Origin of the sequence: Piscinibacter gummiphilus (assembly GCF_002116905.1) — a bacterium.
Taxonomy (GTDB): domain Bacteria; phylum Pseudomonadota; class Gammaproteobacteria; order Burkholderiales; family Burkholderiaceae_C; genus Rhizobacter; species Rhizobacter gummiphilus.
The window spans coordinates 803,986-829,717 of the sequence record NZ_CP015118.1; the positions used below are offsets into that span (position 1 = coordinate 803,986).

General features: G+C 70.5%; 24 protein-coding genes. 11 read left to right on the top strand and 13 right to left on the bottom strand.

Annotated features, from left to right (window positions below; translation table 11 throughout):
- Positions 1–58: 58 nt before the first annotated feature.
- Positions 59–607: an isochorismatase family protein gene (locus tag A4W93_RS03650; RefSeq protein ID WP_085749312.1), complete on the bottom strand. Its 549-nt coding sequence runs from the start codon at positions 605–607 to the stop codon at positions 59–61.
- Positions 608–794: 187 nt separating this feature from the next.
- On the opposite strand from A4W93_RS03650, the gene A4W93_RS03655 reads away from it, so the two are divergent.
- Together A4W93_RS03655 and A4W93_RS03660 are read left to right on the top strand one after the other, a co-directional pair.
- Positions 795–989 (top strand): hypothetical protein, encoded by a 195-nt coding sequence (locus A4W93_RS03655; RefSeq protein ID WP_085749313.1) that lies wholly within the window; start codon positions 795–797, stop codon positions 987–989.
- Between the two features lie 42 nt (positions 990–1,031).
- Positions 1,032–1,778, top strand: coding sequence for a sulfite exporter TauE/SafE family protein (locus A4W93_RS03660; protein WP_085749314.1), 747 nt, complete (start codon positions 1,032–1,034; stop codon positions 1,776–1,778).
- Positions 1,779–1,787: 9 nt separating this feature from the next.
- On the opposite strand, the gene A4W93_RS03665 is transcribed toward A4W93_RS03660, so the two are convergent.
- Positions 1,788–3,122: a reverse transcriptase family protein gene (locus tag A4W93_RS03665; RefSeq protein ID WP_085749315.1), complete on the bottom strand. Its 1,335-nt coding sequence runs from the start codon at positions 3,120–3,122 to the stop codon at positions 1,788–1,790.
- 243 nt (positions 3,123–3,365) lie between these two features.
- Between A4W93_RS03665 and A4W93_RS03670 the strand changes: the two genes are divergently transcribed.
- Genes A4W93_RS03670 through A4W93_RS03680 form a run of 3 tightly spaced genes read left to right on the top strand, consistent with a single transcriptional unit; the run spans position 3,366 to position 8,273 of the window.
- The gene (locus A4W93_RS03670; RefSeq protein WP_099959854.1) at positions 3,366–4,712 is read left to right on the top strand and encodes a hypothetical protein; all 1,347 of its coding nucleotides are present in this window, start codon (positions 3,366–3,368) and stop codon (positions 4,710–4,712) included.
- Positions 4,709–5,449: a DUF4194 domain-containing protein gene (locus tag A4W93_RS03675; protein WP_085749316.1), complete on the top strand. Its 741-nt coding sequence runs from the start codon at positions 4,709–4,711 to the stop codon at positions 5,447–5,449. The genes A4W93_RS03670 and A4W93_RS03675 overlap by 4 nt, the downstream gene beginning before the upstream one ends.
- 4 nt (positions 5,450–5,453) lie before the next feature.
- Positions 5,454–8,273: an ATP-binding protein gene (locus A4W93_RS03680; protein WP_085749317.1), complete on the top strand. Its 2,820-nt coding sequence runs from the start codon at positions 5,454–5,456 to the stop codon at positions 8,271–8,273.
- A gap of 36 nt (positions 8,274–8,309) precedes the next feature.
- Here A4W93_RS03680 and A4W93_RS03685 read toward each other — a convergent pair whose 3' ends face one another.
- Genes A4W93_RS03685 through A4W93_RS03715 form a run of 7 tightly spaced genes read right to left on the bottom strand, consistent with a single transcriptional unit; the run spans position 8,310 to position 14,573 of the window.
- Complete coding sequence (locus tag A4W93_RS03685) at positions 8,310–9,089, bottom strand: phosphodiesterase (protein ID WP_085749318.1); 780 nt, start codon at positions 9,087–9,089, stop codon at positions 8,310–8,312.
- Entirely contained in the window at positions 9,083–9,847 is a 765-nt protein-coding gene (locus tag A4W93_RS03690) for an HAD-IIB family hydrolase (RefSeq protein ID WP_085749319.1), read from the bottom strand. The genes A4W93_RS03685 and A4W93_RS03690 overlap by 7 nt, the downstream gene beginning before the upstream one ends.
- A 3-nt stretch (positions 9,848–9,850) precedes the next feature.
- On the bottom strand, positions 9,851–10,660 hold the full coding sequence (locus tag A4W93_RS03695) for a carbohydrate ABC transporter permease (protein ID WP_085749320.1): 810 nt from the start codon (positions 10,658–10,660) through the stop codon (positions 9,851–9,853).
- Entirely contained in the window at positions 10,657–11,529 is an 873-nt protein-coding gene (locus A4W93_RS03700) for a carbohydrate ABC transporter permease (RefSeq protein ID WP_085749321.1), read from the bottom strand. Before A4W93_RS03700 ends, A4W93_RS03695 begins: the two co-directional genes overlap by 4 nt.
- A gap of 15 nt (positions 11,530–11,544) precedes the next feature.
- Complete coding sequence (locus A4W93_RS03705) at positions 11,545–12,819, bottom strand: ABC transporter substrate-binding protein (protein WP_085749322.1); 1,275 nt, start codon at positions 12,817–12,819, stop codon at positions 11,545–11,547.
- A 28-nt stretch (positions 12,820–12,847) separates the two neighbouring features.
- Positions 12,848–13,810 carry an ABC transporter ATP-binding protein gene (locus A4W93_RS03710; RefSeq protein WP_085749323.1) on the bottom strand — a complete coding sequence of 321 codons (963 nt, stop codon included), beginning with the start codon at positions 13,808–13,810 and terminating at the stop codon, positions 12,848–12,850.
- Between the two features lie 4 nt (positions 13,811–13,814).
- Positions 13,815–14,573 carry a DeoR/GlpR family DNA-binding transcription regulator gene (locus A4W93_RS03715; RefSeq protein WP_085749324.1) on the bottom strand — a complete coding sequence of 253 codons (759 nt, stop codon included), beginning with the start codon at positions 14,571–14,573 and terminating at the stop codon, positions 13,815–13,817.
- Between the two features lie 98 nt (positions 14,574–14,671).
- Here A4W93_RS03715 and A4W93_RS03720 point away from each other — a divergent pair, with 98 nt between their 5' ends.
- The 5 genes from A4W93_RS03720 to A4W93_RS29465 all read left to right on the top strand — a co-directional run bounded on the left by A4W93_RS03720 (position 14,672) and on the right by A4W93_RS29465 (position 20,122).
- The gene (locus tag A4W93_RS03720) at positions 14,672–15,313 is read left to right on the top strand and encodes a response regulator transcription factor (protein ID WP_085749325.1); all 642 of its coding nucleotides are present in this window, start codon (positions 14,672–14,674) and stop codon (positions 15,311–15,313) included.
- Positions 15,314–15,434: 121 nt separating this feature from the next.
- Entirely contained in the window at positions 15,435–17,498 is a 2,064-nt protein-coding gene (locus A4W93_RS03725; protein WP_085749326.1) for a carbon starvation CstA family protein, read from the top strand.
- Complete coding sequence (locus A4W93_RS03730; RefSeq protein WP_085749327.1) at positions 17,495–17,704, top strand: YbdD/YjiX family protein; 210 nt, start codon at positions 17,495–17,497, stop codon at positions 17,702–17,704. The genes A4W93_RS03725 and A4W93_RS03730 overlap by 4 nt, the downstream gene beginning before the upstream one ends.
- Positions 17,705–17,736: 32 nt before the next feature.
- A complete protein-coding gene (locus A4W93_RS03735) occupies positions 17,737–19,098 on the top strand; it encodes a cache domain-containing protein (protein WP_085749328.1) in 1,362 nt (453 codons plus the stop codon).
- Between the two features lie 364 nt (positions 19,099–19,462).
- Positions 19,463–20,122, top strand: a complete 660-nt coding sequence (locus tag A4W93_RS29465) for a hypothetical protein (protein ID WP_157131583.1) — start codon at positions 19,463–19,465, stop codon at positions 20,120–20,122.
- A 246-nt stretch (positions 20,123–20,368) separates the two neighbouring features.
- On the opposite strand, the gene A4W93_RS03745 is transcribed toward A4W93_RS29465, so the two are convergent.
- The 3 genes from A4W93_RS03745 to A4W93_RS03755 form a co-directional block, all read right to left on the bottom strand.
- Positions 20,369–20,650: a hypothetical protein gene (locus A4W93_RS03745; RefSeq protein WP_085749330.1), complete on the bottom strand. Its 282-nt coding sequence runs from the start codon at positions 20,648–20,650 to the stop codon at positions 20,369–20,371.
- A gap of 13 nt (positions 20,651–20,663) precedes the next feature.
- Positions 20,664–22,100, bottom strand: a complete 1,437-nt coding sequence (locus tag A4W93_RS03750) for a serine/threonine protein kinase (protein ID WP_085749331.1) — start codon at positions 22,098–22,100, stop codon at positions 20,664–20,666.
- 119 nt (positions 22,101–22,219) lie between these two features.
- A complete protein-coding gene (locus A4W93_RS03755; RefSeq protein WP_157131584.1) occupies positions 22,220–24,358 on the bottom strand; it encodes a hybrid sensor histidine kinase/response regulator in 2,139 nt (712 codons plus the stop codon).
- A gap of 167 nt (positions 24,359–24,525) precedes the next feature.
- Between A4W93_RS03755 and A4W93_RS03760 the strand changes: the two genes are divergently transcribed.
- Complete coding sequence (locus A4W93_RS03760; protein WP_085749333.1) at positions 24,526–25,074, top strand: methyltransferase family protein; 549 nt, start codon at positions 24,526–24,528, stop codon at positions 25,072–25,074.
- 26 nt (positions 25,075–25,100) lie between these two features.
- Here the strand turns inward: A4W93_RS03760 and A4W93_RS03765 are convergent, their stop codons facing one another.
- Positions 25,101–25,718, bottom strand: coding sequence for a glutathione S-transferase family protein (locus tag A4W93_RS03765; RefSeq protein ID WP_085749334.1), 618 nt, complete (start codon positions 25,716–25,718; stop codon positions 25,101–25,103).
- Positions 25,719–25,732: the final 14 nt, after the last annotated feature.

Here is a 25,732-nt window from a genome sequence, read left to right on the forward strand (position 1 = left end):
CGCCGCCGGGAGAGCCCGTCAATCGCACCAAAGGGCAGTTCGACCGCCCGACCGGGCCTTATCCTGCGAGCGGCTTGACGAGCGACAGCACGGCCTTGAAGTCCGGGTGCCTGCAGTGGTGCAGCCATTCGAAGGCCACCATCTCGACCGAGACGATGACCGCGCCGGCGCCGCGCAGGCGTTCGAGCGCCAGCGCGTGTTCCGCGGGCCGGCGTGTGCCGCAGGCATTGGCCGCGACCCACACGCGCTGACCCGCGCGCAGCAGGCCCAGCGCCGTCTGCAGCAGGCACACGTGGGTCTCGCAGCCCGCCACCACCACGTCGTGCGTGCCGCCGCCCAGGCGGGCGACGAGCCCGTCCTCGCAGGCGTCGAAGTGCATCTTGGTCACCACCTCGCCCAGCAGCGGCCGCAGCGCCGGGGCGGTGCCGCCCAGCCCCGCCGGGTTCTGCTCGGTGCCGACCACGGGCACGCCCAGCGCCCGGGCGATGCCGGCCAGACGCACGGCCTCGGTCAACACGGCGCCGCCGTCGTGGATGGCGGGCAGCAGCCGGTCCTGGTAGTCGACGAGGACGAGTCGGGCGCGGGCGAGGGCGATCGTGTCGGTCATGGGCGGCTCCAGGCGGTTCCGGAGATTTACCACACCGATGGCCTCGCCACGCGGCCCCCTGGCCGCTGGAGTCCGGCGCTTCGGTGAAAGCCCCATGGGCGCGCCGGAGGCCGGCCGGTAGCATCCCCGGCGTGTTTTCAACACCCGTCCACTTTCACCCCCTGGCGTCGTCCGTCCGCTCCCGGCCATGGTGAGCGGGGACGACCGGCCCGTGCTCTGGCGCGTGGTCTACAACGGGCAGACGAACCGGATGGGCGGGGCGTGGGACGCGGGCCCCTGGCACCCGGACCGCGAGCGCGTGGAGCATTTCGCCGCCTGGCTGCGCAGCATGGGACACCGGGCCGAGGTGCAGCACAACGGGACGCCGGCGTCCCGGTCTTGACTCGGTGCAGTAGAGTCGGCGGCTGAAGTTCCCGCCCTTCCCATGATTTCCGACCCCTGGTTCTACGCGGCCGCGATCCCGGCCGTGCTGCTGATGGGCCTTGCCAAGAGCGGCTTCGCCGCCGGCTTCGGCTCGCTCGCCACCCCGCTGATGGCCCTGACCATCGCCGTGCCGCAGGCCGCCGCCGTGATGCTGCCGCTGCTGCTGGTGATGGACGCGGTGGGCATCCAGCAGCTCTGGAAGGAGCGCGACCCCGCGCTGCTGCGCCTGCTGCTGCCCGCGGGCCTGATCGGCACCGTGGTGGGCACCGTGCTCTTCGGGCTGATGCCGAAGCACGTCGTGGCCGGCGTGGTGGGCGCCCTCACCCTGCTGTTCCTGGCGCAGCGCCTGCTGTTCCCGCCCCGGAGCGACGTCCCGCGCCACTCGAAACCGCTCGGTTTCGTGCTGGGCATCGTCTCCGGCTTCACGAGTTTCGTGGCCCATGCCGGCGGCCCGCCGATCATGGCTTACATCCTGCCGCTGCGCCTGGACCCGATCCGCTTCACTGCCACGATGGCCGTGTTCTTCGGTGCCGTGAACCTGTCGAAGTGGATCCCGTACGCGTGGCTCGGCCTGATCGACCTGCGCAACATGACGACGTCGCTCGTGCTGATGCCGCTCGCGCCGCTGGGCGTGTGGGGCGGCGTGTGGCTGGCCCGGCGCATCAAGCCGACCTGGTTCTTCCGGCTCGCGTACTCCGGGATGTTCCTCACCGGGGTGAAGCTGCTGTGGGACGGGCTGCACGGCTGACCCGTCGGTTCAGGCGGCCCAGTCGATCCGTTCGAAGAGCCGGGCCAGCCGCGCCCCCTTGGCCGCGTTGAGCTGGGTGGCCCAGGCCACGCGGCCCCGCAGGTGGGCCCGCCAGTCGGGGCGGTTCTCCCGGTTCTGTGTCGCCGGGCCGTCGCGCACGCACTGGTGGAGGATGGCCTTGAGGCGGTCGAACTCGTCGCGCGGCAGGTTCGGGCGGTCGTTCACCACCACGTGGCACACGGTCTGGCGCCGGCCGGCGCCGGTGCAGCGGGTCTTGCGCGGGTTCAGCGCGAAGCCTTCCTCGATGACGATGCGGCTCACATGCCGCTCGATGCGGGCGAAGGCCGTGCGCAGCCGGGCCGGGCCGGACAGCACGAGGTCGTCGGCATAGCGGCTGTAGCGGGCGCCGAGCGAGGTGGCGAGGTGGGCCAGCCGGACGTCCAGGCCGAAGGCGCAGAGGTTCGCGAGCGCCGGCGACGTCGGAGCACCCTGCGGCAGGTGCGGGTCGCGCAGCCGCTGCACCTGCTCCCAGTCCATGCCACCTTCGGCACGCAGGCGGCGCAGCGCGGGCTCGGGGGTGGCGACGGTGCACAGCGCCGTGAGCGCACGCGCCACTTCCTCCGGGTAGCCGAGCGTGGTGAACAGCGCGTGCACGCGCGAGGCCTTCACCGCGGTGAAGAAGTCCTTCAGGTCGAAGCGCAGCACCACGGCCTGGCCGCAGTGCCGGCGCGCGTGGTCGATCACCGAGCGTTCCCGGGTGTAGCCGTGCGCCGCCTCGTGCGGCGGAATGCGGTCGAGCAGGTCGTCGAGCACGCGGCGCTGCAGCGGCATCAGGTACGGCTCGGGCACTTCGAGCAGGCGCCAGCCGCCCGTGCGCTTCGGTCGCAGGTGGCTGCGGTAGTGCTGCTCGACCATGGGCGTGCGGCGCTGCCAGTCCGACGGCCGGGTCAGGCGCCACAGGCCGCCCGTGCCGATGCCGAGCCATGCCGCGAGGGCGCCGGCGTGGGGCCAGAAGGGCACCTGGCACCGGTCGAGTCCGAGCGGCAGCGGGTTCATCCGGTCGGCCTCGCGCAGCAGGTAGCGGCGCACGCATGGGGGCTCGTGGGCGATCCACGCGAAATGGAAGCCCTGGTCGCGTTCGATCAGGTCGGCCAGCGAGCGGACCGACAGGCGCCGCCAGCGTTCCCCGGCCATGGCGGCACAGCGCTCCACCAGCGGCCCGCACCACGACGCCTCGGCGCCCAGGCACGCCCGGATGCGCGCGGCCATGCCGTCGGGCGTGCGCTGGCCGACCTGCAGCGCGCGGGCGAGGGCGAGGGCGGTGAGCCGGACCAGCGATGCCATGAACGGGGTCTCCTGAGGTGCGGCCGCCGACCAACCTGCGGGTGATGCATGAGCATCGTGGCGCCTGCGCCGTGCCGCTCATGCCCCGGAAGGACCTGCCGGGAAATCACCGCGGGGGAGCCCCGCGGTGCGAAGGCGGTTCAGGGAACCGTCTCGCGATGTGCTTGGTGGCGGCCGCGCGCGGATTATGGCGACAAGCCGGCCTCCGGGCGTCCGGCCGGGATCAGGCAAAATCCCTCTCTTATGAACGAGGTCACCCCCATCGCGGAGCCTGCGGAGTCGGCTCGATTCGAGGATCTGTTCAGAGAACCCGCCTTTGCACACGACAGCCCGCTCGCGTTCGCCCTCGCGCGCAAGCAGGATGCGGTCGACGCGCTGCGCGGCCTGTTCACCGGTGCCTCCGCGCTCGTGCGGCTGCGCCTCTGGTGTTTCCTGACCCTCGCCACGCACCCGCAGGGCCGGCTGTCGCGCGACGACGTCAACCAGCTCTTCCACGCCGTGCTGCCCGAGCCGCTCGACACGGCGCTCAAGCGCCTGCGCGAACTCGACCTGCTGGTGTGGGACGCCACCGCGCAGGACTACCACCTCTCGCCGCTCGCCCACCAGGTGCAGGCGCTGCTGGCGCCGCTGTCGTCGGCGCCGCAGGACGACGACGAGCTGTCGGGCCTGCTGGCGCAGGTCGCCGGCGCGCAGCAGCTGGGGGTGGTGGACGCGGCCCAGCTGCAGCACCTGCATGCCCAGCTCGCCCGCCTGCACGACGAGTTCGCCGACGCCATCGCCAGCGGCTCCGAGGCCCGGCTGCGCCAGGCGCAACCGCGCTTCGACCGCGCGCTGGCGCTGGTCGACAAGGCCGGCCAGGCGCTGTCGGCCATCATCCGCGACCACCACGACAACGCCCGGCTCGAAAAGGCCGCCCGCGCGCTCGGCCAGGACCAGGCGCGGCTGCTGTCGATGGCCAGCCAGTTCACCCGCGCGCTGCAGCAGGCCGACCGCCAGCGCGTCACGCTCGGCAGCACCGGCCTCACGTCGTCGGACGTGCGCCACTGGCTGCAGAACCACCCCGCGCTGCACACGCTGATGGCCGACGCGCTGTCGGTGGGCGTGCGCCCGGTGTTCGTCAGCCAGCACGACCTCGTCGACGTGACCGAAGGCGAGTTCGACCGCGACCGGCCCGACCCCGAACGCAGCGTGGGGCTGCCGCCGTCCACCGAGGCTGCCGCGGGCTCGCTCGACATCCTGAGCCTGCCGCCCGAACTCGGTCACCTCGTGAACCTCTTCGGCCGCTGGAACGAAAAGGCCGCGGCCGGCGAACAGGCCACGGCGCCCACGCTGGCCGAGGCCGTGCTGAACCGCCGCTTCGCCCACGCGGCGTACCGCATGCAGCTGATGCCGCTGCTGGGTGACCGGCAGGCCGCCGAACTCAAGAGCCAGACCGGCGACCTGGCGCGTGCGCCGTGGTCGCTGGCCATGACCGCCAACCTCGTGAAGACCCAGGACACGGAAGTCGCCGTCATCAGCGAAGGCCACTTCCACTCCCGCCTCCACCCCCGGCCGGCCCCTGCCGCCGAACCCACCTCCCTTCCCGAATGAGTGCTCCTCTCGACGACGCCGCCTTGCTGGTGGCCGAACTGCTCGCGCGCCGCTGGCTGCCGCGGCAGCATCCGAAAGTGCGCCGCGCGCTGATCGACGCCGACCTGTGGGCCACGGTGCAGGACCGCCTGGCCCAGGTCGGCCTGCGCCTGGTCGACAACCTTCACGCCGACCACGTGGCCGTCGCGCTGCTGCGGCCAGCCGAGAGCGCCGTGTTCGGCGAGGCCGGGCTCAACAGCCACAACAACATCGACCTGCCGCGCGATGCGGTGTCGCTGCTGGTGGTGCTGTGGTCGCTGATCATCCTTCCGAAGCGCGAGCGCCAGGCGGCACGGGCGCGGGGCGCGGAGTCCGACGGTCAGAACGAGATGTTCAAGACCGACCGCCCGATGCCGTCGGCCGCGAGCGTGAGCGGCATCGTGTCGTACCGCTCGTTGCTCGCCGACTTCGGCGTGCAGCTCGGCAAGAAGACGCGCATGGACGGCAACCTGCGGCGCCTCGCGAACCACGGCTTCATCGTGTTTCGCGGCGACGACATCAGCGAGGGCCCTCTGCTCGACCTGCTGCTCGACTACGACACGCTCGCGCCCCGCATCCTCGACGGCGCCCTGGGCGACGTGCTGACGCAGGCCCGCGCCATCGCGCCGCCGGCGCATGTGGTGGTCGAGGAGACCCCTGAGGACGACGACGGCGAAGAACTCGCCGACGACACCGCCAACGACAGCCAGCCCGATTGAGCCGATGTTCCACCTGCAAAGCCTCGAACTCCTGCACTGGGACTACTGCCAGCGCCTCACGCTGCCGCTCGACGGCGCCATCATCACCGTGGCCGGGCCCAACGGGTCGGGCAAGACCACGCTGCTCGACGCGATGCGCACGCTGCTGGGCCTCGAATGCTCCGGCGGCCGCAGCTACAAGACCTACGCGCGCCACGCCAACGCCGACAGCGCCTGGCTGCGCGCCACCGTCGACAACCGCCCGCAGACGCGCCAGGCGAGCAGCCGGCCGTTCGCGCGCTGCCTGCTCTACACCGACCGTGTCACGCTCGCGTGCCGCATCGACCGCAACGGCGGCGACTGGCAGCGCCGCTACATCATGGTCGAGGGCGACGAGTCCATCGAGTCGCTCGTCCAACGTTCCGACAAGGAGTGGCTGGGCATCGAGCACTGGCGCAAGCGCCTCGAGGGCGCGGGCCTCAGCCGCGCCATCGCGCGCGTGCTCGCGCTGGAGCAGGGCCAGACCGACCGCCTGTGCGAGTACTCGCCAAAGGAACTGCTGCGCCTGGTGTTCGACGTGTTCGGCGACCAGGACGTGCTCGACCGCTACGAGGAGGCGCGCGGCCACCAGCGGCAGCTGGGCCAGGAGGTCGAGGCCGCCGAACGCGAGCTGGCCCACGGCCGCGCGCAGCGCGCCGAACTCGAATCGCGCGTGAACCTGTACCAGCTGTGGCGCCACAAGATCGGCGAACGCGAGCTGCTGGGCACCGAAGTCATCCCCGTGCTGGGCTGGGCCGAGGACCGCGCGCAGCTGGCCGGCAAGGTGCGTGACCTCCATCGCCAGCGCCGCGACCACGCCGACGAACTGCGCCAGCGCAGCGAGTTGCGCGGCAACCTGATGGGCCTGCTGGACGCCCAGACGCAGGCCGCCGCCCGCGTCGAGTCGCTGCACGAGGAACGTGCCGCGGCGCTGAAGGCGCAGGAAGCCGCCCGCGCCGCCGAGCGGCCGGTCGAGGAACTCGTCAAGCGCATCAAGGAGCTGGAAGGCCTCGCGGCCATCGAAAGCGACGCGGCGCAGCTGACCGCACTCGTCGAGCAGCTCGAGGTGCAGAAGCACCAGCTCGCGGCCGACTGGCAGCGCCTGAACGACCAGCGCCAGGACGCCGAACGGGCGCTCGCGGGCCTGCAGGGCCAGCGTCAGGCACCGCCGCCGCCCGACGTGATGCGCTTCAAGCGCACGCTGGCCGAGGCCGGCATCGGCCACCACGTGATGGCCGACATCGTCGAGATCGCCGACGAACGCTGGCGCGCGGCCGCCGAAGGGGTGCTGCGCGGCTCGCGCTGGGTCGTCGTGCTGGAAAAGGCGGGTGACGAAGGCAAGGCGATGGCCATCGCCGAGCGCGAACGCTACCGCCACTACGTCGTGTCCGACGCCGAGGCCGCGCCCGCGAACCCGTCGGCCCAGAGCCTGCTGGCCGTGATGAAGTTCAGCGCCAAGGCGCCGAGCTGGCTGCTGCGCCAGCTGTCGCACATCCAGCGGGTCGACAGCACCGAGGCCGGTTCGAAGCAGGGGGGCGAGTGGATCACGCCGCAGGCGTACCACCGCGATGGTCGCGGCGGCCGCAGCGTGTTCGTCGACCCGGGCGACTACCAGTTCGGTGCCGCGGCCGTGGCCGCGCGCCGCCAGTCGATCGAGCAGCGCCTCGCGCAACTCGACGAGAAGCTCACCGCCGTCGCGCAGGAACAGCACGGCGTGCAACGCCAGCTGAAGGACGCGCAGCACGCCGCGCAGGGCCACCGCGCCGCGCAGGAGCTGGCCACGCGCAGCGAGGAATTCGCCGAGGCCCGCCAGGCGCTGCCGGCGCTGGCGCGTGCGCGGTCCGACGCCAGCGCGCGCTGGCAGCGGCTCGACACGGAACACGGCGAAGCCGTGAGCGCCCGCGCCCACAGCGAGAACGACTACCGCCAGGCGCAGGAGCGCCTGCGCAACATCGAGCGTCGCGCCGACGAACACCTGCGCGAATGGAGCGGGCGCCAGACCGAGCTGCGCACGCGCTCGGCCACGTCGCGCGAGCACAAGCTGCGTTTCCCCGCGCGGTGGATCACGCCGGCGCAGATCGCCGGCTTGCGCGACAAGTTCACGAGCGCCACGCAGGCCAAGCTGCGGCTCACGTCCATCGAGGAGGAGCTGGAGCGCGGCCACTGGGAGACCGATGCCAGCGTCGAGGAGAAGCTCACGCTGATGACGGCCGCCGTGATGCTGCAGGACGAACAGCTCCAGCAGCGCAAGGCCAGCAACGAGGCCGCGCGCATCGCGGTGGACAACGCCCGCTCGCGCTACATCGACGTGCTCAAGGCCACCGTGCGCCGCTACCGCAAGAACCTGATCGACCTGGGCGAGCAGGCCGGCGTGGTGGTCAGTGCCGAACTCCCGCACCTCGACCAGGACGACGCGCTGCTGCGCCAGGCCGAGCTGAAGGTGAACTTCAACTTCGACGGCAAGGGCGAGATCGGCCTCAACGACGGCGAGGCCTCCGGCGGCCAGCAGGTGATCAAGTCGCTGATCCTGCTCGTGGGCCTGATGAAGGACGACGAGACCCCGGGCGGCTTCGTCTTCATCGACGAACCCTTCGCCCACCTCGACGTGCGCAACATCCAGATCGTGGGCCACTTCCTCAAGAGCACGCGGGCGCAGTACGTGCTGACGACACCCATCACGCACAACGTGGAGGTGTTCGAGCCGGCGGACATCACGCTCGTGACGGCGAAGAAGGTCAAGGGCGAGCGCTGGGCGCCGCCGATCGGGGTGCTGCAGCGGCGCATGCCGCCACCCGATGTGAGGTGACCTCCCTCGGGATGACGAGTGTTTGGGTGGCCGTGCTCAGAAAGGGAACGGCCCCGCGAAGTTGCCGACGGGCTGCTGATGGGTGACGAACCCATCCCCCGTCCACCGATGCACCATGAACCCCGGCGGTTCGAAGTCGAACCCTTCGAACGGCTGTTCCCTCAGGTCCAGCGGGATCTGGTGCGCCGGACTCGGGCACGTCAGCGCCCGCCGCCCGCCCACCAGCGTGTGGATGGGGCGGTGCAGGTGGCCGCACAGGATCAGCTGCACCTGCGGATGGCGCGCGACGATGGCTGCGAAGTCGTCTCGGCCGGTCAATCCCATGTCGTCCATGAAGCGGATGCCCGTGACGAACGGCGGGTGGTGCATCAGCACGACCGTGGGCCGTGAGGGCTCGGCGGCCAGCGCGGCCTCCAGCCAATCCAGGCGTGCCGTGCACAGTTCACCGCGCGCCTCGCCCGGCACCAGCGTGTCGAGCGCGATGAAGCGCAGCGGCCCTTCGTCACGCACGTAGTGCACGAAGCCCGACGAAGGCAGCCCCGGGAACGCGGCACGCAGGCCATCGCGGCTGTCGTGGTTGCCGGCGATCACGAGCGTGGGCAGCGACAGCGGCGCCAGCAGCGACTTCAGGTGCGCGTACTCATCGGCACCACCCGCATCGACGAGGTCCCCCGTCAGCACGAGCAGGTCCGGCGCCACCGACAGCGCCCGCACCGAGTCCACGCACGCCCGCAGCATTGCCGCCGTGTCCACGCGCCCGTTGGCGAGCCGGCCCGGCGCGACGATGTGGGTGTCGGTGACCTGCGCGATCAGCATGGCAGCAGCCGGTCGACCCACTCGGCGAAGCCGAAGCCGCCGGGCGCGGATGTGACCTCCGCGGGCGGACGCGGCAGGTGCGGCAGGTGCGGGCGGATGTTCGCCACACCCACGCTGCGCGGGTAGGCCTCGAACATCTGCGCGTCGTTCGTCGAGTCGCCCACGAACACGACGTCGGCCGCGCGGGCCGTGTCGTCCATGCCGTGCCGCGTGCCGAGCCAGCGCGCGGCGGCGATGCGTTTGCTGAAGTCGCCGAGCCACAGGTTGATGTGGATGGAGCTGGCCGTGGCCTGCACGCCGGCCGCGTGCGCGAGGTCGAGCGCACGCCGCACGTCGGCGGATGCGACCGGTTCCACCTCCTGCGCATGGTCGAGCGCCAGGTCGTAGCGGCGGTAGCCGTTGTCGCGCGCAGCGGCGAGGCCGGGCACTTCGTGCATCAGCGCCCCCGCCACTTCGGACAGGCGCAACCGGTGGCGCTCGCGCGTGGCTTCGTCCTGCGTGTCGTGCCAGCGCAGCCGGCGGCCGTCACGTTCGATCACGAAGGCGCCGTTCTCGCCGATCACCGCGGACACGGGCCACGTGCGCGCCATCTGGTCGCACCAGCCCGCGCACGCGCCGGTGATGGGGATCACGCCGATGCCGGCGTCGTTCAGGCGATAGAGCGCTCGCAGCGTGTCCGCCGGCAGCAGGCCCTCCCACGTGAGGGTGTCGTCGACGTCGGTCAGGATGAAACGGGGGAAACGGGAAGAGCGGGGCATGGGTTACTTCAGTCCGGCGTTCATGAATGATTGCATGAACTGCCGCTGGAAGAGCAGGAAGGCGATCAGCAGCGGGCCCACCGACAGCAGCGTGCCGGCGGACAGCACACCCCAGTCGACACCGGTCTCGGGCGAGGCGAACAAGGCCATGCCCACGGTGACCGGGCGGCTCGCCTCGGTGTTGGTGACGACCAGCGGCCACAGGAAGTTGTTCCAGTGGTAGCTGATGGAGACGAGGGCGTACGCGAGGTAGGTGGGCCGCGCGAGCGGGATGTAGACGCGCCACAGCAGCGCGAGGCGCCCGAGGCCTTCGACACGGGCCGCGTCCTCCAGCTCCTGCGGCACCATCATGAAGGCCTGGCGCAGCAGGAAGATGCCGAAGGCGCTCGACACGTACGGCAGCGCGATGCCCAGCACGTGGTCGATGAGGCCCAGGCGGGCGACGACGAGGTAGTTTTCGGAGATCAGCACCTCGGGCATCACCATCAGCTGCAGCAGCACGAGCGCGAACACCGCGCCGCGGCCGCGGAAGGGCAGGCGCGCGAGCGCGTAGGCCGCGAGCGTGCACACGGTGAACTGCAGCGCGACGAGCAGCGTCACGAGCGCCACGGTGTTGAGCAGGTAGCGCGCGAACGGTGCCACGCGCCAGGCCGCGCGGAAGTTGTCGAGGCCGACGGGGGCGAACGGGTCGAGCTGCATCGCGCCGGCGCCCGGATGGATCGAGCCCCACGCGAGCAGCAGCAGCGGCGTGATCCACAGCAGCGCGAGGGTCCAGCCCGCGAGGGGCAGCAGGTGGCGGTGGAGGCGCGTCATCGGTAGTGGATGCGGCGGGACAGGAAGAACTGGCCGGCCGAGCAGGCGGCCAGCAGCGCGAGCAGCACGAGCGTGAGCGTCGCGGCATAGCCCGTGTCGTGGAACTTGAACGCGGCCTCGTACAGGTGGTACAGCAGCAGCGTGCTCGCGTTGCTGGGGCCGCCGCGGGTGAGCACGAACAGGTGGTCGACGAGCTTGACCGCGTTGATGAGCGCGTTGACCGCGACGAAGAGCGTGGTGGGCGCCACGAGCGGCCACACGACGTGCCGGAAGCGGAACCATCGCGACGGCGCTTCGAGCCGCGCCGCGTCGAGCTGCTCGGGCGACAGCGATTGCAGGGCCGCGAGGTAGAAGATCATGAAGAAGCCGGCCTCCTTCCACACCGTCACCACCATCACGGCCGGCAGCGCGGTGGCGGTGTCGCCGAGCCAGTTGGGCCCGGCGACACCGAACGCGGCCAGCGCGCGGTTCAGCAGGCCGATGTCGGGGGCGTAGAAGAACAGCCACACGTTGGCGGCCGCCACCATCGGGAGGACCGTGGGCGTGAAGAAGGCCAGGCGCATCAGGCCGCGCCCGGCGAACTTGCCGTTGACCCACAGCGCCATGCCGAGCGCGAGGCCCACCGACAGCGGCACGGTGACGGCCGCGTACCAGAGGTTGTTGCGCAGCGCCTGGCGGAAGACGGGGTCGTCCACCAGCGCCGCGAGCTGCTCGGTGCCGGCGAAGGTGGCCGGCACGCCGGGCGCCTCCAGGTGCAGGCTGCGCCACAGGCTGGCCACCATGGGCCAGTAGGTGAACGCGGACAGCAACACCAGCGCCGGCAGCAGCAGGAGCCAGGCGAGGGCGGTGGTGTGGCGGTCGGTGCGCATGGCGGCGTCGGTGGATCAGCGCTGGTAGGGCTTCAGCACGCGGTCGGCCTGGGCCTGCGCGCCGTCGAGTGCCGTCTTGGCGTCCTGCTGCCCGGTGATCACCGACTGGATGGCGTCGTCGAGCACCTTGCGCACGCGGCCGGCCTGGTGGGTCGACAGCTCGGCGGTGGCCACCGACAGCTGGTCACGTGCCACGAGGGCCTGCGGCACGGTCTCGGCGTACTTCTTCAGCGCGGGCGTCGCGTAGCTGGCGGCGCTGACGCCGACGTAGCCCGTGGCCACGCTCCATTCGGCCGAACGCTCCGGTGCGGTCAGGAACTTCACGAGGCGGAAGGCCGCTTGCTGCTCGGCGTCGCTGCCGCTCTTGAAGAGGTAGAAGTTGCCGCCGCCGGTGGGCGAACCCGGCTCGGTGTTGGCGGGCAGCTGGGCCACGCCCACGTCGAACTTGGCTTCCTTCAGCACGGCGGTGAGGTTGCCGGTGGTGTGCCACATCATCGCGGTCTTGCCCTCGACGAAGTTCTGGCGCAGCGTGCCCCATTCGATCAGGCCCTTCGGGCTCAGGCCGTCCTTCGAGAGCGACGACCAGAACTCGAGCGCCTCGATGGTCTTCGGCTGGTTGAAGCGGGTCTGCGTGCCGGCCGGGTTGGCGAGCAGCTGGCCGTTCTGCTTCGCGAGCGCGCCGAACATCCAGTAGGCATAGCCGGTCGACGGGATCATCATGCCCCAGCGGGTCGTGGCGCCGTTCTCCGTGCGCACGAGCTTGGCCGCGGCGGCACGCATCTCGGCCCAGGTGCGCGGCGCCTTCTCGGGGTCGAGGCCGGCCTGACGGAACGCATCCTTGTTGTAGAACATCACGATGGTCGAACGCTGGAACGGGATGCCCCAGGTCTTGCCCTCGGCGCGGCCGTTTTCCATCAGCGCGGGGTAGAAGCCCTGCAGCCAGGCCTTGTCTTCCGCGGTCTTCACGAAGTCGTCGAACGGGCGGATCACACCCTGGTCCTTCAGCTCGTGCAGGTCGATCGAGAACAGCACCGAGGTCTGCACCGGCGTGCCGGCCTTCAGCGCGGCCATCGCCTTCATGCGCGCGTCGTCGTAGTTGCCGGCGTAGATGGCCTCCACCTTCACGTCGGGGTTGGCCTGCTGGAACTCGCCCACGAGCTTGTCGACCACCTGCGTGAGCGGGCCGCCGACCGAGACGGGGTAGTACATGCTGATGCGCGTCTGCGCGGACACGCTCAACGCGGAGAGAGCGCCCAGCGCGAGGGCGAGGCATTTCACTTTGAAGGACATCGGGAACTCCTGGGAGGGACGGGGTGGGTCAAGCAGGGAATCGGTGTTCGCGTTCGGCGGGCCAGCCCAGGCGCAGCGTCGTGCCGGCGTCGACCCGCAGCCGGCCGGCGTGCTTGAGCAGCAGCGGCTGGCCGTGGCAGGTGACCTCGACGAGCGTGTCGGCGCCGTGGTATTCGCTGCGCACCACGGCGCACTCCCACGGGCCGTCGCCGATCGCGACGTGTTCGGGGCGCACGCCGCGCAGTGCGGTCTCGCCGGGCAGCCGCAGCAGGTTCATCGGCGGTTGGCCGATGAAGCGCGCCACCACGGGCGAGGCGGGGCGTTCGTAGAGGTCATCGGGCGTGCCCACCTGGGCGATGCCCCCCGCGTGCATCAGCACGATGCGGTCGGCCATGCTCATCGCCTCGACCTGGTCGTGGGTCACGTAGACGAGGGTCAGGCCGAGGGCCTGCTGCACGCGGCGCAGCTCCGACCGCATCTCGGCGCGCAGCTGGGCGTCGAGGTTGCTCAGCGGTTCGTCCATCAGGCACAGCGGGTGGTGCGACACCACGGCGCGGGCCAGCGCCACGCGCTGCCGCTGGCCGCCGGACAACTCGGCGGGCCGCCGGGCGAGCAGCGTGGCGAGGGCCAGCATCTCCGCCGCTTCGCCGAGTCGTTTCGCCTGCTCGGCCTTCGGCACCTTGCGCGCGCGCAGGCCGAACACGATGTTGTCGGCCACGGTGAGGTGCGGGAACAGGGCGTACGACTGGAACACCATGCTCATCCCGCGCTCGGCGGGTTCGGCCCGGGTGACGTCGCGGCCATCGAGACGGACGACACCGCTGTCGGGATGGTCGAGCCCTGCGATCAGCCGCAGCAGCGTGGTCTTGCCGCAGCCCGACGCGCCGAGGAGCGCGACGAACTCGCCGCGTTCGACCGCCAGGTCGATGCCGCGCAGCACGTCGTGGTCGCCGAAGCGGCGGGTGATGCGGTCGAGGGTCAGGAAGCTCATGGGGTCAGCAGCGGTGCAGCGGGACACCCGCCTGGTCGAACAGGATGTCGAGCGCGGCGGGGGCGTCGGCATCGGTGAAGGCCCGCGCGAGGCGGGTGAGTGGCGCCACGAGGCACGGTGCGTCGCGCAGGTGCTTGCTGCCGTCGGCCAGCAGCCAGGCCTCGGCGGAACGTTCGAGCAGGCCGCGCGTGAGGTCGGCCTCGTCGGGCTGGAACTCCATCAGGGCGCCGTCGGCCGCGATGCCGCCGATGCCCACCACGGCGACGTGCGGGCGGAAGCGGGCGAAGGCCTCGAGGGCCCAGCTGCCCATGGTGTCGCGGTCCTGCGGGCGCAGCCGGCCGCCCGCGAGCCACGTCTCCACGGCGGGCTTCTCCGCCAGTGCGAGCGCCGCGTCGAGGTTGTTGGTGACCACACGCAGCGGCCGTTCGGGTGGCAGCGCCCGCGCAAACTCGGCAACCGTCGTGCCGTAGCCGAGGAACACCGTGGCGTCCTCGGGAAGGGATGCGGCCGCCGCGCGGGCGATGCGGCGCTTGCGTTCGGCCTGCGCGTCGCTGCGCTGGGCGAAGCTCAGGTTGTGCTGGCTCGCCGGCAGCGCGACGCTGCCGTGCTGCCGGCGCACGAGGCCCTGGTCGTTCAGCTCCTGCACGTCGCGGCGGATGGTCTGGCTGCTGACGCCGAAGCGCACGGCGATCTGCTCGGTGCCGAGGGGCTGCCCGTCGCGGAGCCAGTCGAGGATTGCGCGTTGTCGGTCGCTGAGGTTCATTCGATCACGGGAACGTTTCGAACGAAACTCTAGGGAGGCGTCATGTCAGGCGAATGACACTTTCTGGACTGCCGTGACCCGGTCCCTACAATCCCGCCATGGCCCCCGCCGCGATCCGCCTGCTCCTGATCGACGACCACCCGCTGGTCCGCGACGGCCTGCGCGCGCGGCTCTCCACGGTGCCCGGGTTCGAGGTGGTGGGCGAGGCGGGCAATGCCGACGAGGCCGTCGCCCAGGTCGAGGCGCTGCGGCCCACGCTCGCGCTGATGGACGTGGGCATGCGCGACACCAACGGCATCGACCTCACCGCGCAGCTGCTCGCGAGTCACCCCGAGCTGCTCGTGCTGATGCTGAGCATGTACGACAACCCCGAGTACGTGCAGCGTGCGCTGCAGGCCGGCGCGCGTGGCTACGTGCTGAAGGACGCGCCCGCGAGCGAGATCGTCACGGCCATCGAGGCGGTGACCGGTGGCGGCACCTTCCTGAGCCCGGCCGTGTCGAAGCGCCTGTTCCGCAACCAGGTGCCGCGGCCGGTGCTGTCGATGCGCGAGAGCCAGATCCTCTCGGGCCTCGCGAAGGGCCTGTCGAGCAAGCAGCTCGCGCGGGACCTCGACCTGAGCGTGCGCACGGTGGAGGCGCACCGGCAGAACATCAAGCGCAAGCTGAACCTGGAAGGGCAGGCGGAGCTGATCAAGTACGCGGTGGAGCACGCCACGACCCACGAGGGACCTAGGGACTAACCATTAGGTGGTGCTGCGTGTCCCTCTTGCGTGGTGGGACGCTTGTGGGGACTTTTTCACGGGCGCAGACTCCCCGGGTCCCGCTTCCGAACGGGGCATTCCCTATTCGAGGAGAACTCCCATGCCCTTCGTTCGTCGCCACCTGCCGTGGCTGCTCGTGTCCGTGCTGGGCGCGTTCGCGCTCGCCGTGATCGCCCTCGGCCGCGGCGAGGCCGTCAGCGCCCTCTGGGTCGTCGTGGCCGCCGTCTGCGTCTACCTGATCGCCTACCGCTACTACAGCCTGTTCCTCGCCACGAAGGTGATGGGGCTGGACCCGACCCGCAAGACCCCGGCGTGGACGCACAACGACGGGCTCGACTACGTGCCCACCAACAAGTACGTGCTGTACGGCCACCACTTCGCGGCCATCGCGGGCGCCGGCCCGCTGGTGGGCCCGGTGCTCGCCGCGCAGATGGGCTACCTGCCCGGGCTGCTGTGGATCCTCGCGGGCGTGGTGTTCGCCGGCGCCGTGCAGGACTTCATCGTGCTGTTCATCTCGACGCGCCGCGACGGCCGCTCGCTCGGCGACCTCGTCAAGCAGGAGCTGGGCACGGTGCCCGGCATCATCGCGCTGTTCGGCGCGTTCATGATCATGATCATCATCCTCGCGGTGCTGGCGCTGATCGTCGTGAAGGCGCTCGCCGATTCGCCGTGGGGCACGTTCACCGTCGGGGCCACGATCCCCGTCGCGCTGTTCATGGGTGTGTACCTGCGGTTCATCCGCCCGGGCCGCATCGGCGAGGTCTCGGTCATCGGCTTCGTGCTGCTGATGCTCGCCATCCTCGGCGGCCAGTGGGTGCACGAGAACCCGGCCCTCGCGCCGTGGTTCACGTTCGACGGCAAGGCGCTCACGTGGATGCTGATCGGCTACGGCTTCATCGCCTCGGTGCTGCCGGTGTGGCTGCTGCTCGCGCCGCGCGACTACCTGTCCACGTTCCTGAAGATCGGCACGATCCTCGCGCTGGCCATCGGCATCCTGATCGTCGCCCCGGACCTGAAGATGCCGGCGATGACGAAGTTCACCGAAGGCAACGGCCCGGTGTGGTCGGGCAACCTGTTCCCGTTCCTCTTCATCACGATCGCGTGCGGCGCGGTGTCGGGCTTCCACGCGCTGATCTCGTCGGGCACGACGCCCAAGATGCTCGAGAGCGAGACCCACGCCCGCTTCATCGGCTACGGCGGCATGCTCGCCGAGTCGTTCGTGGCCGTGATGGCGCTCGTGGCCGCCTCGTGCATCGAACCCGGCATCTACTTCGCGATGAACAGCCCGGCCGCGCTCGTGGGCAACACGCCCGAGACGGTGGCGCAGACGCTGTCCACCTGGGGCTTCGTGATCACGCCCGACGTGCTGGTGCAGACCGCGAAGGACGTGGGCGAGAACACCATCCTCGCGCGCGCCGGCGGCGCGCCGACGCTGGCCGTGGGCATGGCCCACATCCTCCACCAGGTGGTGGGCGGCCAGGCGATGATGGCCTTCTGGTACCACTTCGCGATCCTGTTCGAGGCGCTGTTCATCCTGACCGCCGTGGATGCCGGCACCCGCGCCGGCCGCTTCATGCTGCAGGACCTGCTGGGCACCTTCGTGCCGGCCCTCAAGCGCACCGACTCGCTGCCGGCCAACCTGATCGCCACCGGCCTGTGCGTGGCAGCCTGGGGCTACTTCCTGTACCAGGGCGTGGTGGACCCGCTCGGCGGCATCAACACGCTGTGGCCGCTGTTCGGCATCTCGAACCAGATGCTCGCCGCCGTCGCGCTGATGCTCGGCACCGTGGTGCTGTTCCGCATGAAGCGCGGGAAGTACGCATGGACCACGGCGCTGCCGGCCGTCTGGCTGCTCGCCTGCACGCTGACCGCGGGCTGGCAGAAGATCTTCTCGGCCGACCCGAAGGTGGGCTTCCTCGCGCACGCGAACAAGTACGCCGACGCGCTGGCGCAGGGCACGCTGCTCGCGCCGGCGAAGACGCCCGAGGCGATGTCGCGCATCGTGTTCAACGACCGGCTCGATGCCGCGCTCTGCGCGCTGTTCATCGGCGTGGTGCTGAGCGTGCTGGTCTACAGCGTGAAGGGGGTGCTGGACGCGCGGGCGAAGTCGAAGCCCAGCGCGAGCGAAACGCCCTACCAGCCGATGCCCGAGGCCGCGCGATGAACGCCGCGCAGCTCGCAGGCGATGTGCAGCAGGCCGGGCGCTACCTGGTCCAGTCGCTGCGGCTGATGGTGGGGGTGCCGGACTACGGCACCTACCTCCGCCACATGGCCGCCACGCACCCGGACCAGGAGCCGATGAACTACGAGGCGTTCTTCCGCGAGCGGCAGGACGCGCGGTACGGCTCGCGCACGGGCCGCTGCTGCTGAGGGGCCTTGCCCGTCGCGCGACAATGGCGGCCATGCGCCTCCAGTCCAAGCTGATCCTGCTCGCCGCGTTGCCGCTGGTGCTTTCGCTGGTGCTGATCGCCGTGGCGGTCCGGCACCAGGAGCGGTCCCTCGCGGCGCGCGAGCACGAGCTCGTCGAGCAGGCCTACATGGCGGCCCGCGAGGCGGAGCTGCGGCACTACGTCGACCTCGCGCGGGGTGCGCTCGCCCCGCTCTACGACAAGTTCGACGGCGAACCCGACCCGGCCACCCGGGCCGAGGCCCTGCGCCTGCTGGGCTCGCTCGAATTCGGCGCCGACGGCTACTTCTTCGTCTACGACCTCAACGGCCGCTCGCTGATGCACCCGCGCCAGCCCGAGCTGGTGGGGTCCGACCTGTGGAACCTGCGGGACGACGCCGGGTCCGCCACCATCCAGCAGCTGATCGCGAAGGCCCGCGCCGGCGGCGGTTTCATCCGCTACCAGTGGCGCAAGCCGTCGACGGACCAACGCGTTGCCAAGCTCGGCTACGTCATCGCGCTGCCGAAGTGGGGCTGGATGATCGGCACCGGCCTGTACCTCGACGACATCGAGGGCACGCTGGAGGCACTCGACCGGCAGGTGGTGTCCCACATCGAGACCACGATGTGGTGGATCGCCGGCATCGCCGCCCTGGGCATCGCCCTCATCAGCGCGAGCGGGCTGTGGCTCAACCTCAGCGAACACCGCGTGGCCGACGCGAAGCTGCGGCTGCTCGCGCGCCAGGTGGTGCGGTCGCAGGAGGACGAACGTGCCCACCTCGCGCGCGAACTCCATGACGGCACGAGCCAGACCCTCGTCTCGGCCAAGCTGCTGATCGAGTCGGCGGTGGACGGCCTCGAGCGCCGGCAGGAACCGGTGCCCGCCGGCCTGCAGACCGCGCTGCTGCGCCTCAACGATTCACTGACCGAGGTGCGCCGCATCTCCCACCGCTTGCGCCCGGCGATGCTCGACACGCTCGGCCTGCCGGCGGCACTGGAGCAGCTGGGCCGCGAGTTCGGCGAGGCCGGTGGCACACGCGTCGTCGTCGCGGTCGATGGCGGCGCGGAACACCTGCCCGATGACGTCAAGACCGTGCTGTTCCGCGTGGCCCAGGAGGCGCTGACCAACATCGGCAAACACTCGGCCGCGCGCGAGGTGCGGCTGTCGCTGCACGCTGACGCCGAGGGCCTGCGCCTGACCATCGCCGACGACGGACGCGGGTTCGATCTCGATGCGGTGCAGCTCGATCCCAACCGGGGCATCGGCCTGCGCAACATGCGCGAGCGGGTCGAGGCGATCGGGGGCGGGCTGGTGGTGGTGTCGACGCCGGGCGACGGGACGCTGGTGGAGGCGAGGGTGTTGGCGCAAGCCGGTTGATCGTTGCGTTGGGATGACCGCTTTGCAGCGGGTGCCGACGGTCACCCTGGCATCGACGGCGGGCCGCTCACGGCCACTGGCAGCCACATGCGCTTCGCCCGTTTGACGCCCATATCATGCCAGGCGTGCGTTTGGTCGATGGCCTGTGAGTCAGCCTCGTAGCCGGGCGTTCGGATGGAAAAGAAGCACGTGAATGGCGTGTGCAAAAGCTCTGGCCCCTGCAGAATCCGTCACGACTCACTGGTTCCGGCGCGGCAAGTTTTGTGGGTGATGCGCCTAACCTTCCTGCGAGAGGACTCGCCCCAGCAGGTCGGGTCGAGCCTCTCATGTCAAACGTCAAACATTGAATGTTCGCCAGGCTCCCATGCAATCTGACCGACCACCACGCCATATCGTTTTCGGTGAAACAAGGAGGACGTTCTCCAAGCGCAGCCGCAGCATCCTGACGGCCTTCTTGGCTTTGGCGATGTCGGGTTTCCATGCGGCGCCGGTTCACGCGCGCGATGCCAGCAGCCGCAACGCACAGGAGCTGTTCGAAGCGCTGGTACAACGGTTTTCCCGTGTACTTCTGGCAAGCCCGACCCGCAGCAGTCCAGCGCCGGAAACGGCGGTGGTATTGCTGGAAGGGAAGGCATTGCCGCTGGGGCCTCGGCTGCTGAGCACGGCGACCTGGCGTGTATTGACACAAGAGCAACTGGTGGCCGAGCAGCGCGCGGTCTTCATCATCGTCACGCAACTGGGCGCGCAAGGGCCGGACATCCTGATCGACTACGAGATTCCGGCGAACGCTTCCTCGGGCACGCTGCGTGTAAAGGACCAGGACGGAAAACTGGTCTTCGAGACCAAGGACAGCTACCGATCCAGCAGCGGCTCACGCTTCACCTATGCGCGCCTGTATGGGGGGATCGCCTGTCGCGACGACACGGAAATGGCTTTTCGATACAACTTCTACGCGCTTGACCGCGAAAGCGGGCGTTGTGCCCGCCCGACCTTTCCCGACTCAAGTTCTCCGCTTGAATGGTGACGGGCGCGGTGCCCGGCAACTGCTGCCGGACCGAAGGAGAACGCTTGAGTTCAACTTTGAAATGCAACACCCCGCGGATCCTCGCGGGTCAAACGCTGAGCGACTGTTTTTTGCCCTCGAGATCAGCGGCGTGAAGGCCCGCATCGGGTCGACAGCGGTCGCCCCCTCGTTCCGAGATCGTTCGCACTCAGCCTGATGCGGTCACGCCTTGCGCGGCAAGCCCAGGCGGATGGGGGGGCTGCCTCGTCACCCGTCGTCGGAGGGCGCGGCGGTCGGCTCACGGGGAGGGGCGCCTGTCGATCGGTGAGGGCGCCGGCCGGGCCTGCGCTGAGTCACCTTCGTCTCGAGCGATCTGGCGATCACCCGCTTCGCCAGCCTCCCCACCCCGTACAGCATCGCGGCGAAGGCGAGGGTGACGGTGACGCCGGCCATCCAGCCGAAGGCGACACCGGCAACGATGCCGGCGAATGGCGCCCAGAGGTAGGCGGTGAGGTCGTCGAGGGCGTTGGCGAGCCAGGCAGTGCGCATGGGGCGACCTTGCTCAACCCGAGCAGCCCAGCCGTCGCGCCCGTGTCTGGTCCGCCTCGCTCGGGCCTCCGAAGAGGCCGCCGCGTGCGAGCCGTGCGCATTCGGTGCGGCGCACTTCCTCGGCGGCCTGCTCGGCGGTGCGTCTCGTGGGCGACGGGGCCGCTGCCTGCGTCGGCGGGCGGGGTTTCTCGGTCGGAGGTGGCAGGGCCGCGGGAGCGGGCGCCGTGGTCGGCGGTGTCGGTGCGGGACCGGCCGCCGTGGGCGCTGTGGTGAGCACCGTTTCGATGCCGTCGTCTTCCTTCGCCGCGGTGGGCAGCACCGTCTCGACCGGCTCGCGCGGGCGGGCCGTCGTGGCGGTGTCGGCCGGCGTGTCGGGCCGCAGCGACCAGGCCGCCGCGGCGAGCGCGGTGCCGGCCACCATGGCGGCCACCGCATAGGCCGGCCGGCGGGACCGGGGTGCCGCGGGCGCAGGCTCGGCCACCACCTCCGTGACGACGGGCAGCGCCTGCGCCACCGTGCTGTCGGGATCGGCCTCGCGCGTCGCACGCGGCTTCGGCTCGGGCCGCGCGTTGAGGTCCATGCGGAACGCATCGATGGTGGGCGTGCGCAGCTCGGGCCGCACGATCAGGGCACGGTCGATCGCGCGCAGGAACTCGGGGCTGTAGCGCCCCGCGGCGGTGACCTCGAGCGGCTCGTAGGCGTCGTCGAGCATGCGGGCCACGGCCGGCGGCGGCGTGTGGCCGGTGATGATCCAGTGGACGGTGGCGGCGAGCGCGTACACGTCGGTGGCCGGGCCCTGGCGCAGGCCGGGCACCTCGGCGTACTGCTCGATGGGTGCGTAGCCGGGCTTCAGGATCGTCGTCAGCGAATGCGTCATGCCGCCGATCACGCGACGCGCCGCGCCGAAGTCGAGCAGCAGCGGGCGGTCGGCCGGGGGCAGCAGCAGGATGTTGTCGGGGGCGATGTCGCGGTGGTAGCAGTGGGCCGCGTGCAGCATCGCGAGCGCGTCGCACAGCGGCGTCAGCAGCCGGCGCAGCCAGGCTTCGTCGGGCGGGTGGGGCATGGCCCTCACGGCGGCCTGCAGCGTGCCCGCTTCGTAGAACGGCATCACCATGCACGCGGTGCCGTGGGCCTCCCAGAAGCGGTACACCTTGATGAGCGCGGCGTGGTCGAAACGCGCGAGCAGGCGGGCCTCGTTGACGAAGCTGCGCAGGCCGGCCTCGAAGGTGTCGCGGTGGCGCTCGGACCGCGGGCTCACCGTGGTGCCGTCGGCCCGCGACGCGAGCGTGGCCGGCATGTACTCCTTGAGCGCCACGCGGCGTTCGAGGGAGTGGTCCCAGGCGAGGTAGACGATGCCGAAGCCGCCTTCGCCGATCACGCGGATCAATTCGAACTCGCCAAGGCGCGTGCCTTCGGGCAGCGTGCCCGTGATGGTCAGTTTCGTGGACAAGGATGAGCCTCCAGCCTGTCGGACACTTCGGCCCGATCCTCAATGGACCAGACGATGCGCAAAGGCCGGGGCGGCGTCAAGGCGGCGGCAAGAGACCCTTGGAAATGCCGATCATTCCATCATGCGCGACGGGCATGCTTCAGCACCGAGCGCACCAGTTCCTCCGTGTCGATGGGCTTCGTGACCCGGTCCACCATGCCCGCGGCGATGCAGTTGGCGCGGTCCTCCTGCATTGCGTGTGCGGTCTGTCCGATGATCGGCAGGCCGGGGTCGGCGACGCGGATGCGGCGCGCGGTCTCGTAGCCGTCGATGCCCGGCATCATCAGGTCCAGCAGCACGACGTGGTACGGCGCGCCGTTCTGCGACGAGACGCGGTTCACCGCCTCGTGCCCGTCGGGCACGACATCGGCCGACGCACCCTCGAGTTCCAGCAGGCCCTGGATCACGATCTGGTTGATGGCGTTGTCCTCCGCGACGAGCACCCGCATGCCGTCGAGCCGGTTGCGCGGCGACTCCACCCCGGCCGCGCGCCGCGCGCCGGCGAGGGCCGCGTCGTGCGTGGTGTCCGCCGGGGCCTCGGCCGCCGGCGGCATCGGCAGCCGCACCGTGAAGGCCGAGCCCGAGCCGGGCCGGCTCGAGACCGAGATGGTGCCGCCCATCAGCTCCACGAGGCGCTTGGAGATCGCGAGGCCGAGGCCCGTGCCGCCGTATCGCCGCGTGGTGGTGGAGTCGGCCTGCTCGAAGGCCTGGAACAGCCGGCTCATCTCCTCTTCCGACATGCCGACGCCGCTGTCGGTCACCATCAGCATCAGCTGGTCGTCCATCAGGTCGACGTTGAGCGCGACGTGGCCGGCGTCGGTGAACTTCACCGCGTTGGACAGCAGGTTGAGCAGGATCTGGCCGAGCCGAAGCGGGTCGGTCACCACCACCTCGGGCACCCGCTCGTCGACGACGAGACGCAGGTCGATGCCCTTCGCGAGCGCACGGTCCTGCACGAGTTCGATGGTGTGGCGGACGGCGGGCCGCAACCGCGTGGGGATGCGGTCGAGCGTGAGCTTGCCGGCCTCGATCTTCGACATGTCGAGCACGTCGTTCAGGATGCCCTGCAGCAGTTTGCCGGCCTCGAGGATGCGCGCGAAGTTGCGCCGCGCCTCGAGGGCGATGGCCGCGTCGCGGTGCCCGATCTGCGCGAAGCCGAGCACGCCGTTGAGCGGCGTGCGGATCTCGTGGCTCATGTTCGCGAGGAACTGCGACTTCGATTCGTTCGCGGCCTCGGCCAGCTGCTTGGCCTGCTGCAGCGCATTCCACGCGTGTTCGCGCGCCCGGCCCGCGCGGGCCTGCTGCACGAGCACGATCGCGGCCACCGCGGCGAGCGCGGCCCAGAACAGCAGCGTGAGCAGCAGTTCGGTTCGCCACGGGGCGAGGAAGTCGGTGTCGGACAGCCCGACGAGGATGTACGCGGGGTACTCGCCGAGCTTGCGGAACATCAGCAGCCGCATGTGGTGGTCGATGGAGCTGCTCGCCGTGAACATCGCCTCGGTCTTGCCGGCACCGAGCGCCTGCAGCGTCTCGGGCGCCGACAGGCGCGGCGGGTTCTCGTCCTGCATCAGCGGGTGGTCGGGCACGCGCAGCAGCACTTGGCGGTGGACGTTGAACAACGTGACCACGCCGTTCGATCCCACCTTCAGCGAGCCGAGCAGCGTGTTGAGCTGCGCCACCGCGATGTTGATGTAGACCACGCCGGCGGGCCGGCCCTTCGCGTCGAACAGCGGGCGCCCGATGGGCAGCACCCAGCGCTGCGAGATGCGCGACTTGAGCGGCAGCCCCACCACGAGGCCGTCGCTCGCCATGGCCTCGATGAAGAACTGGCGCTGCGACACGTCGAACGGCTTGCTGCGATCGACCTGCGTGCCGTACAGCACGCGGCCGTCGCGGTTCGCGGCGCGGATGTCCGGGGCATCGGCGAGCCGGTGCTGCAGGTCTTCCAGGACCTTGGTGAACGCGTCGGGGTCCGGCGGTCCGGAGGTGCTGAGCCGGAGGTACTCGCTGGCCGCCGACTGCAGCACGAGGTCGGCCGTCTGGATGCGCGTGAACAGGTACCGCTCGAGGTTGAGCGTGAGGTTCTGCACGTTGTCGGCCGCCGCGTCCCGGTACCGCGCGTGGCTGAGCGACAGCGCATGGGCGAGGAAGGCCCCGACGGCGACCAGCACGACCAGCGTGCCGACGGCGAAGCGGCGGAACGATCGACGCCAATCCACGAATTCGATTTCTTCGTCCACGTGGCCTCTCCCTGGTGGATCTTGGGCCGTTATACGTGGCGATCGGGCGCTTGGGAACCGGTTTTCCTCGTAAGGCGGGAACCGGCCACGAACTTCGGGGGGGAGGAGGCCGGCGGACGACGCGCCCTGCGCGAAAATGCACGCCCATGACTTCGATCGTCCTGTTCGCCGCCGTCTCGGCGCTGTTCGTGTGGATCTCCCGCCACGCCCTGCGCAAGCCCGACTCCCATGGGTTCTACCGCTTCTTCGCCTGGGAGTGCATCCTGGCGCTGGTGCTGATCAACTTCCCCGTGTGGACCGTGGACCCGTTCGCGCCGCACCAGCTCGTCTCGTGGACGCTGCTGGCCGTCTCGGTGTTCCTCGTGGTCGACGGGCTGCGGCTGCTGCGCCGCGAGGGCCGGCCCGGTGCGGCCCGCACGGACGCCGAACTGCTGTCCTTCGAGCGCACCTCGCAGCTGGTCACCTCGGGCACGTACCGCTACATCCGCCACCCGATGTACGCGTCGCTGATCCTGCTGGCCTGGGGCGCGTTCTTCAAGCAGGCCTCGTGGACCGGCGCGGCGCTCGCGTCGGGCGCGTCGGTGGCGCTGCTGCTGACGGCGCTGCGCGACGAGGCCGAGTGCATCGCGCACTTCGGCGAGGCCTATGCCGCGTACATGGGCACGAGCAAGCGCTTCGTGCCGTTCCTCGTCTAGGAGCCTTCTCTCTGCCGCCCAGGCTCCTAGGGCAGCGCCGGGATGCCCGGCATCGGGATGAAGCCCGGCAGGCGCCGCAGGCGGTCGATCCACGCGAGGATGTGCGGGTAGGCCGCGAGGTCGATGCCCCCTTCGCCCGCGAGCGCGGTGTACGGGAAACACGCGATGTCGCCGAGGGTGGCGCGATCCTCCAGCGCGAGGTACGAGCCGGTGGCCGCCAGGCGGTCGTCCATGATGCGGAAGACGCGGTGCGCGCCGGCCTGCAGCTTGTCGAGATCGAGGGTGGTGACGCCGAAGCACTTCACGAGGCGCGCCCCCGAGGCGTTCATCACCTCGCCGCCGCCCGTCGACAGCCACTGCTGGATGCGGCCCATCGACACCGGGTCGTCGGGGTACCACTGCCGTGACGGATCGTAGCGGGTGGCGAGGTACACGAGGATGGCCTGCGTGTCCCGCAGCACCAGGTCGCCGTCCTGGAACACCGGCAGTTCACCGAACGGATTCAGGGCCAGGTACTTCGCCGACTTGTGCTCGCGGTTGCCGAAGTCGACGGGCACCCGTTCGAATTTCAGCCCGAGGATGTTCAGGAACAGGCGGATCTTGTAGCAACTGCCGGACAGGTCGAAGTCGTGCAGGGTGATCACGGGCGCCTCCTCGT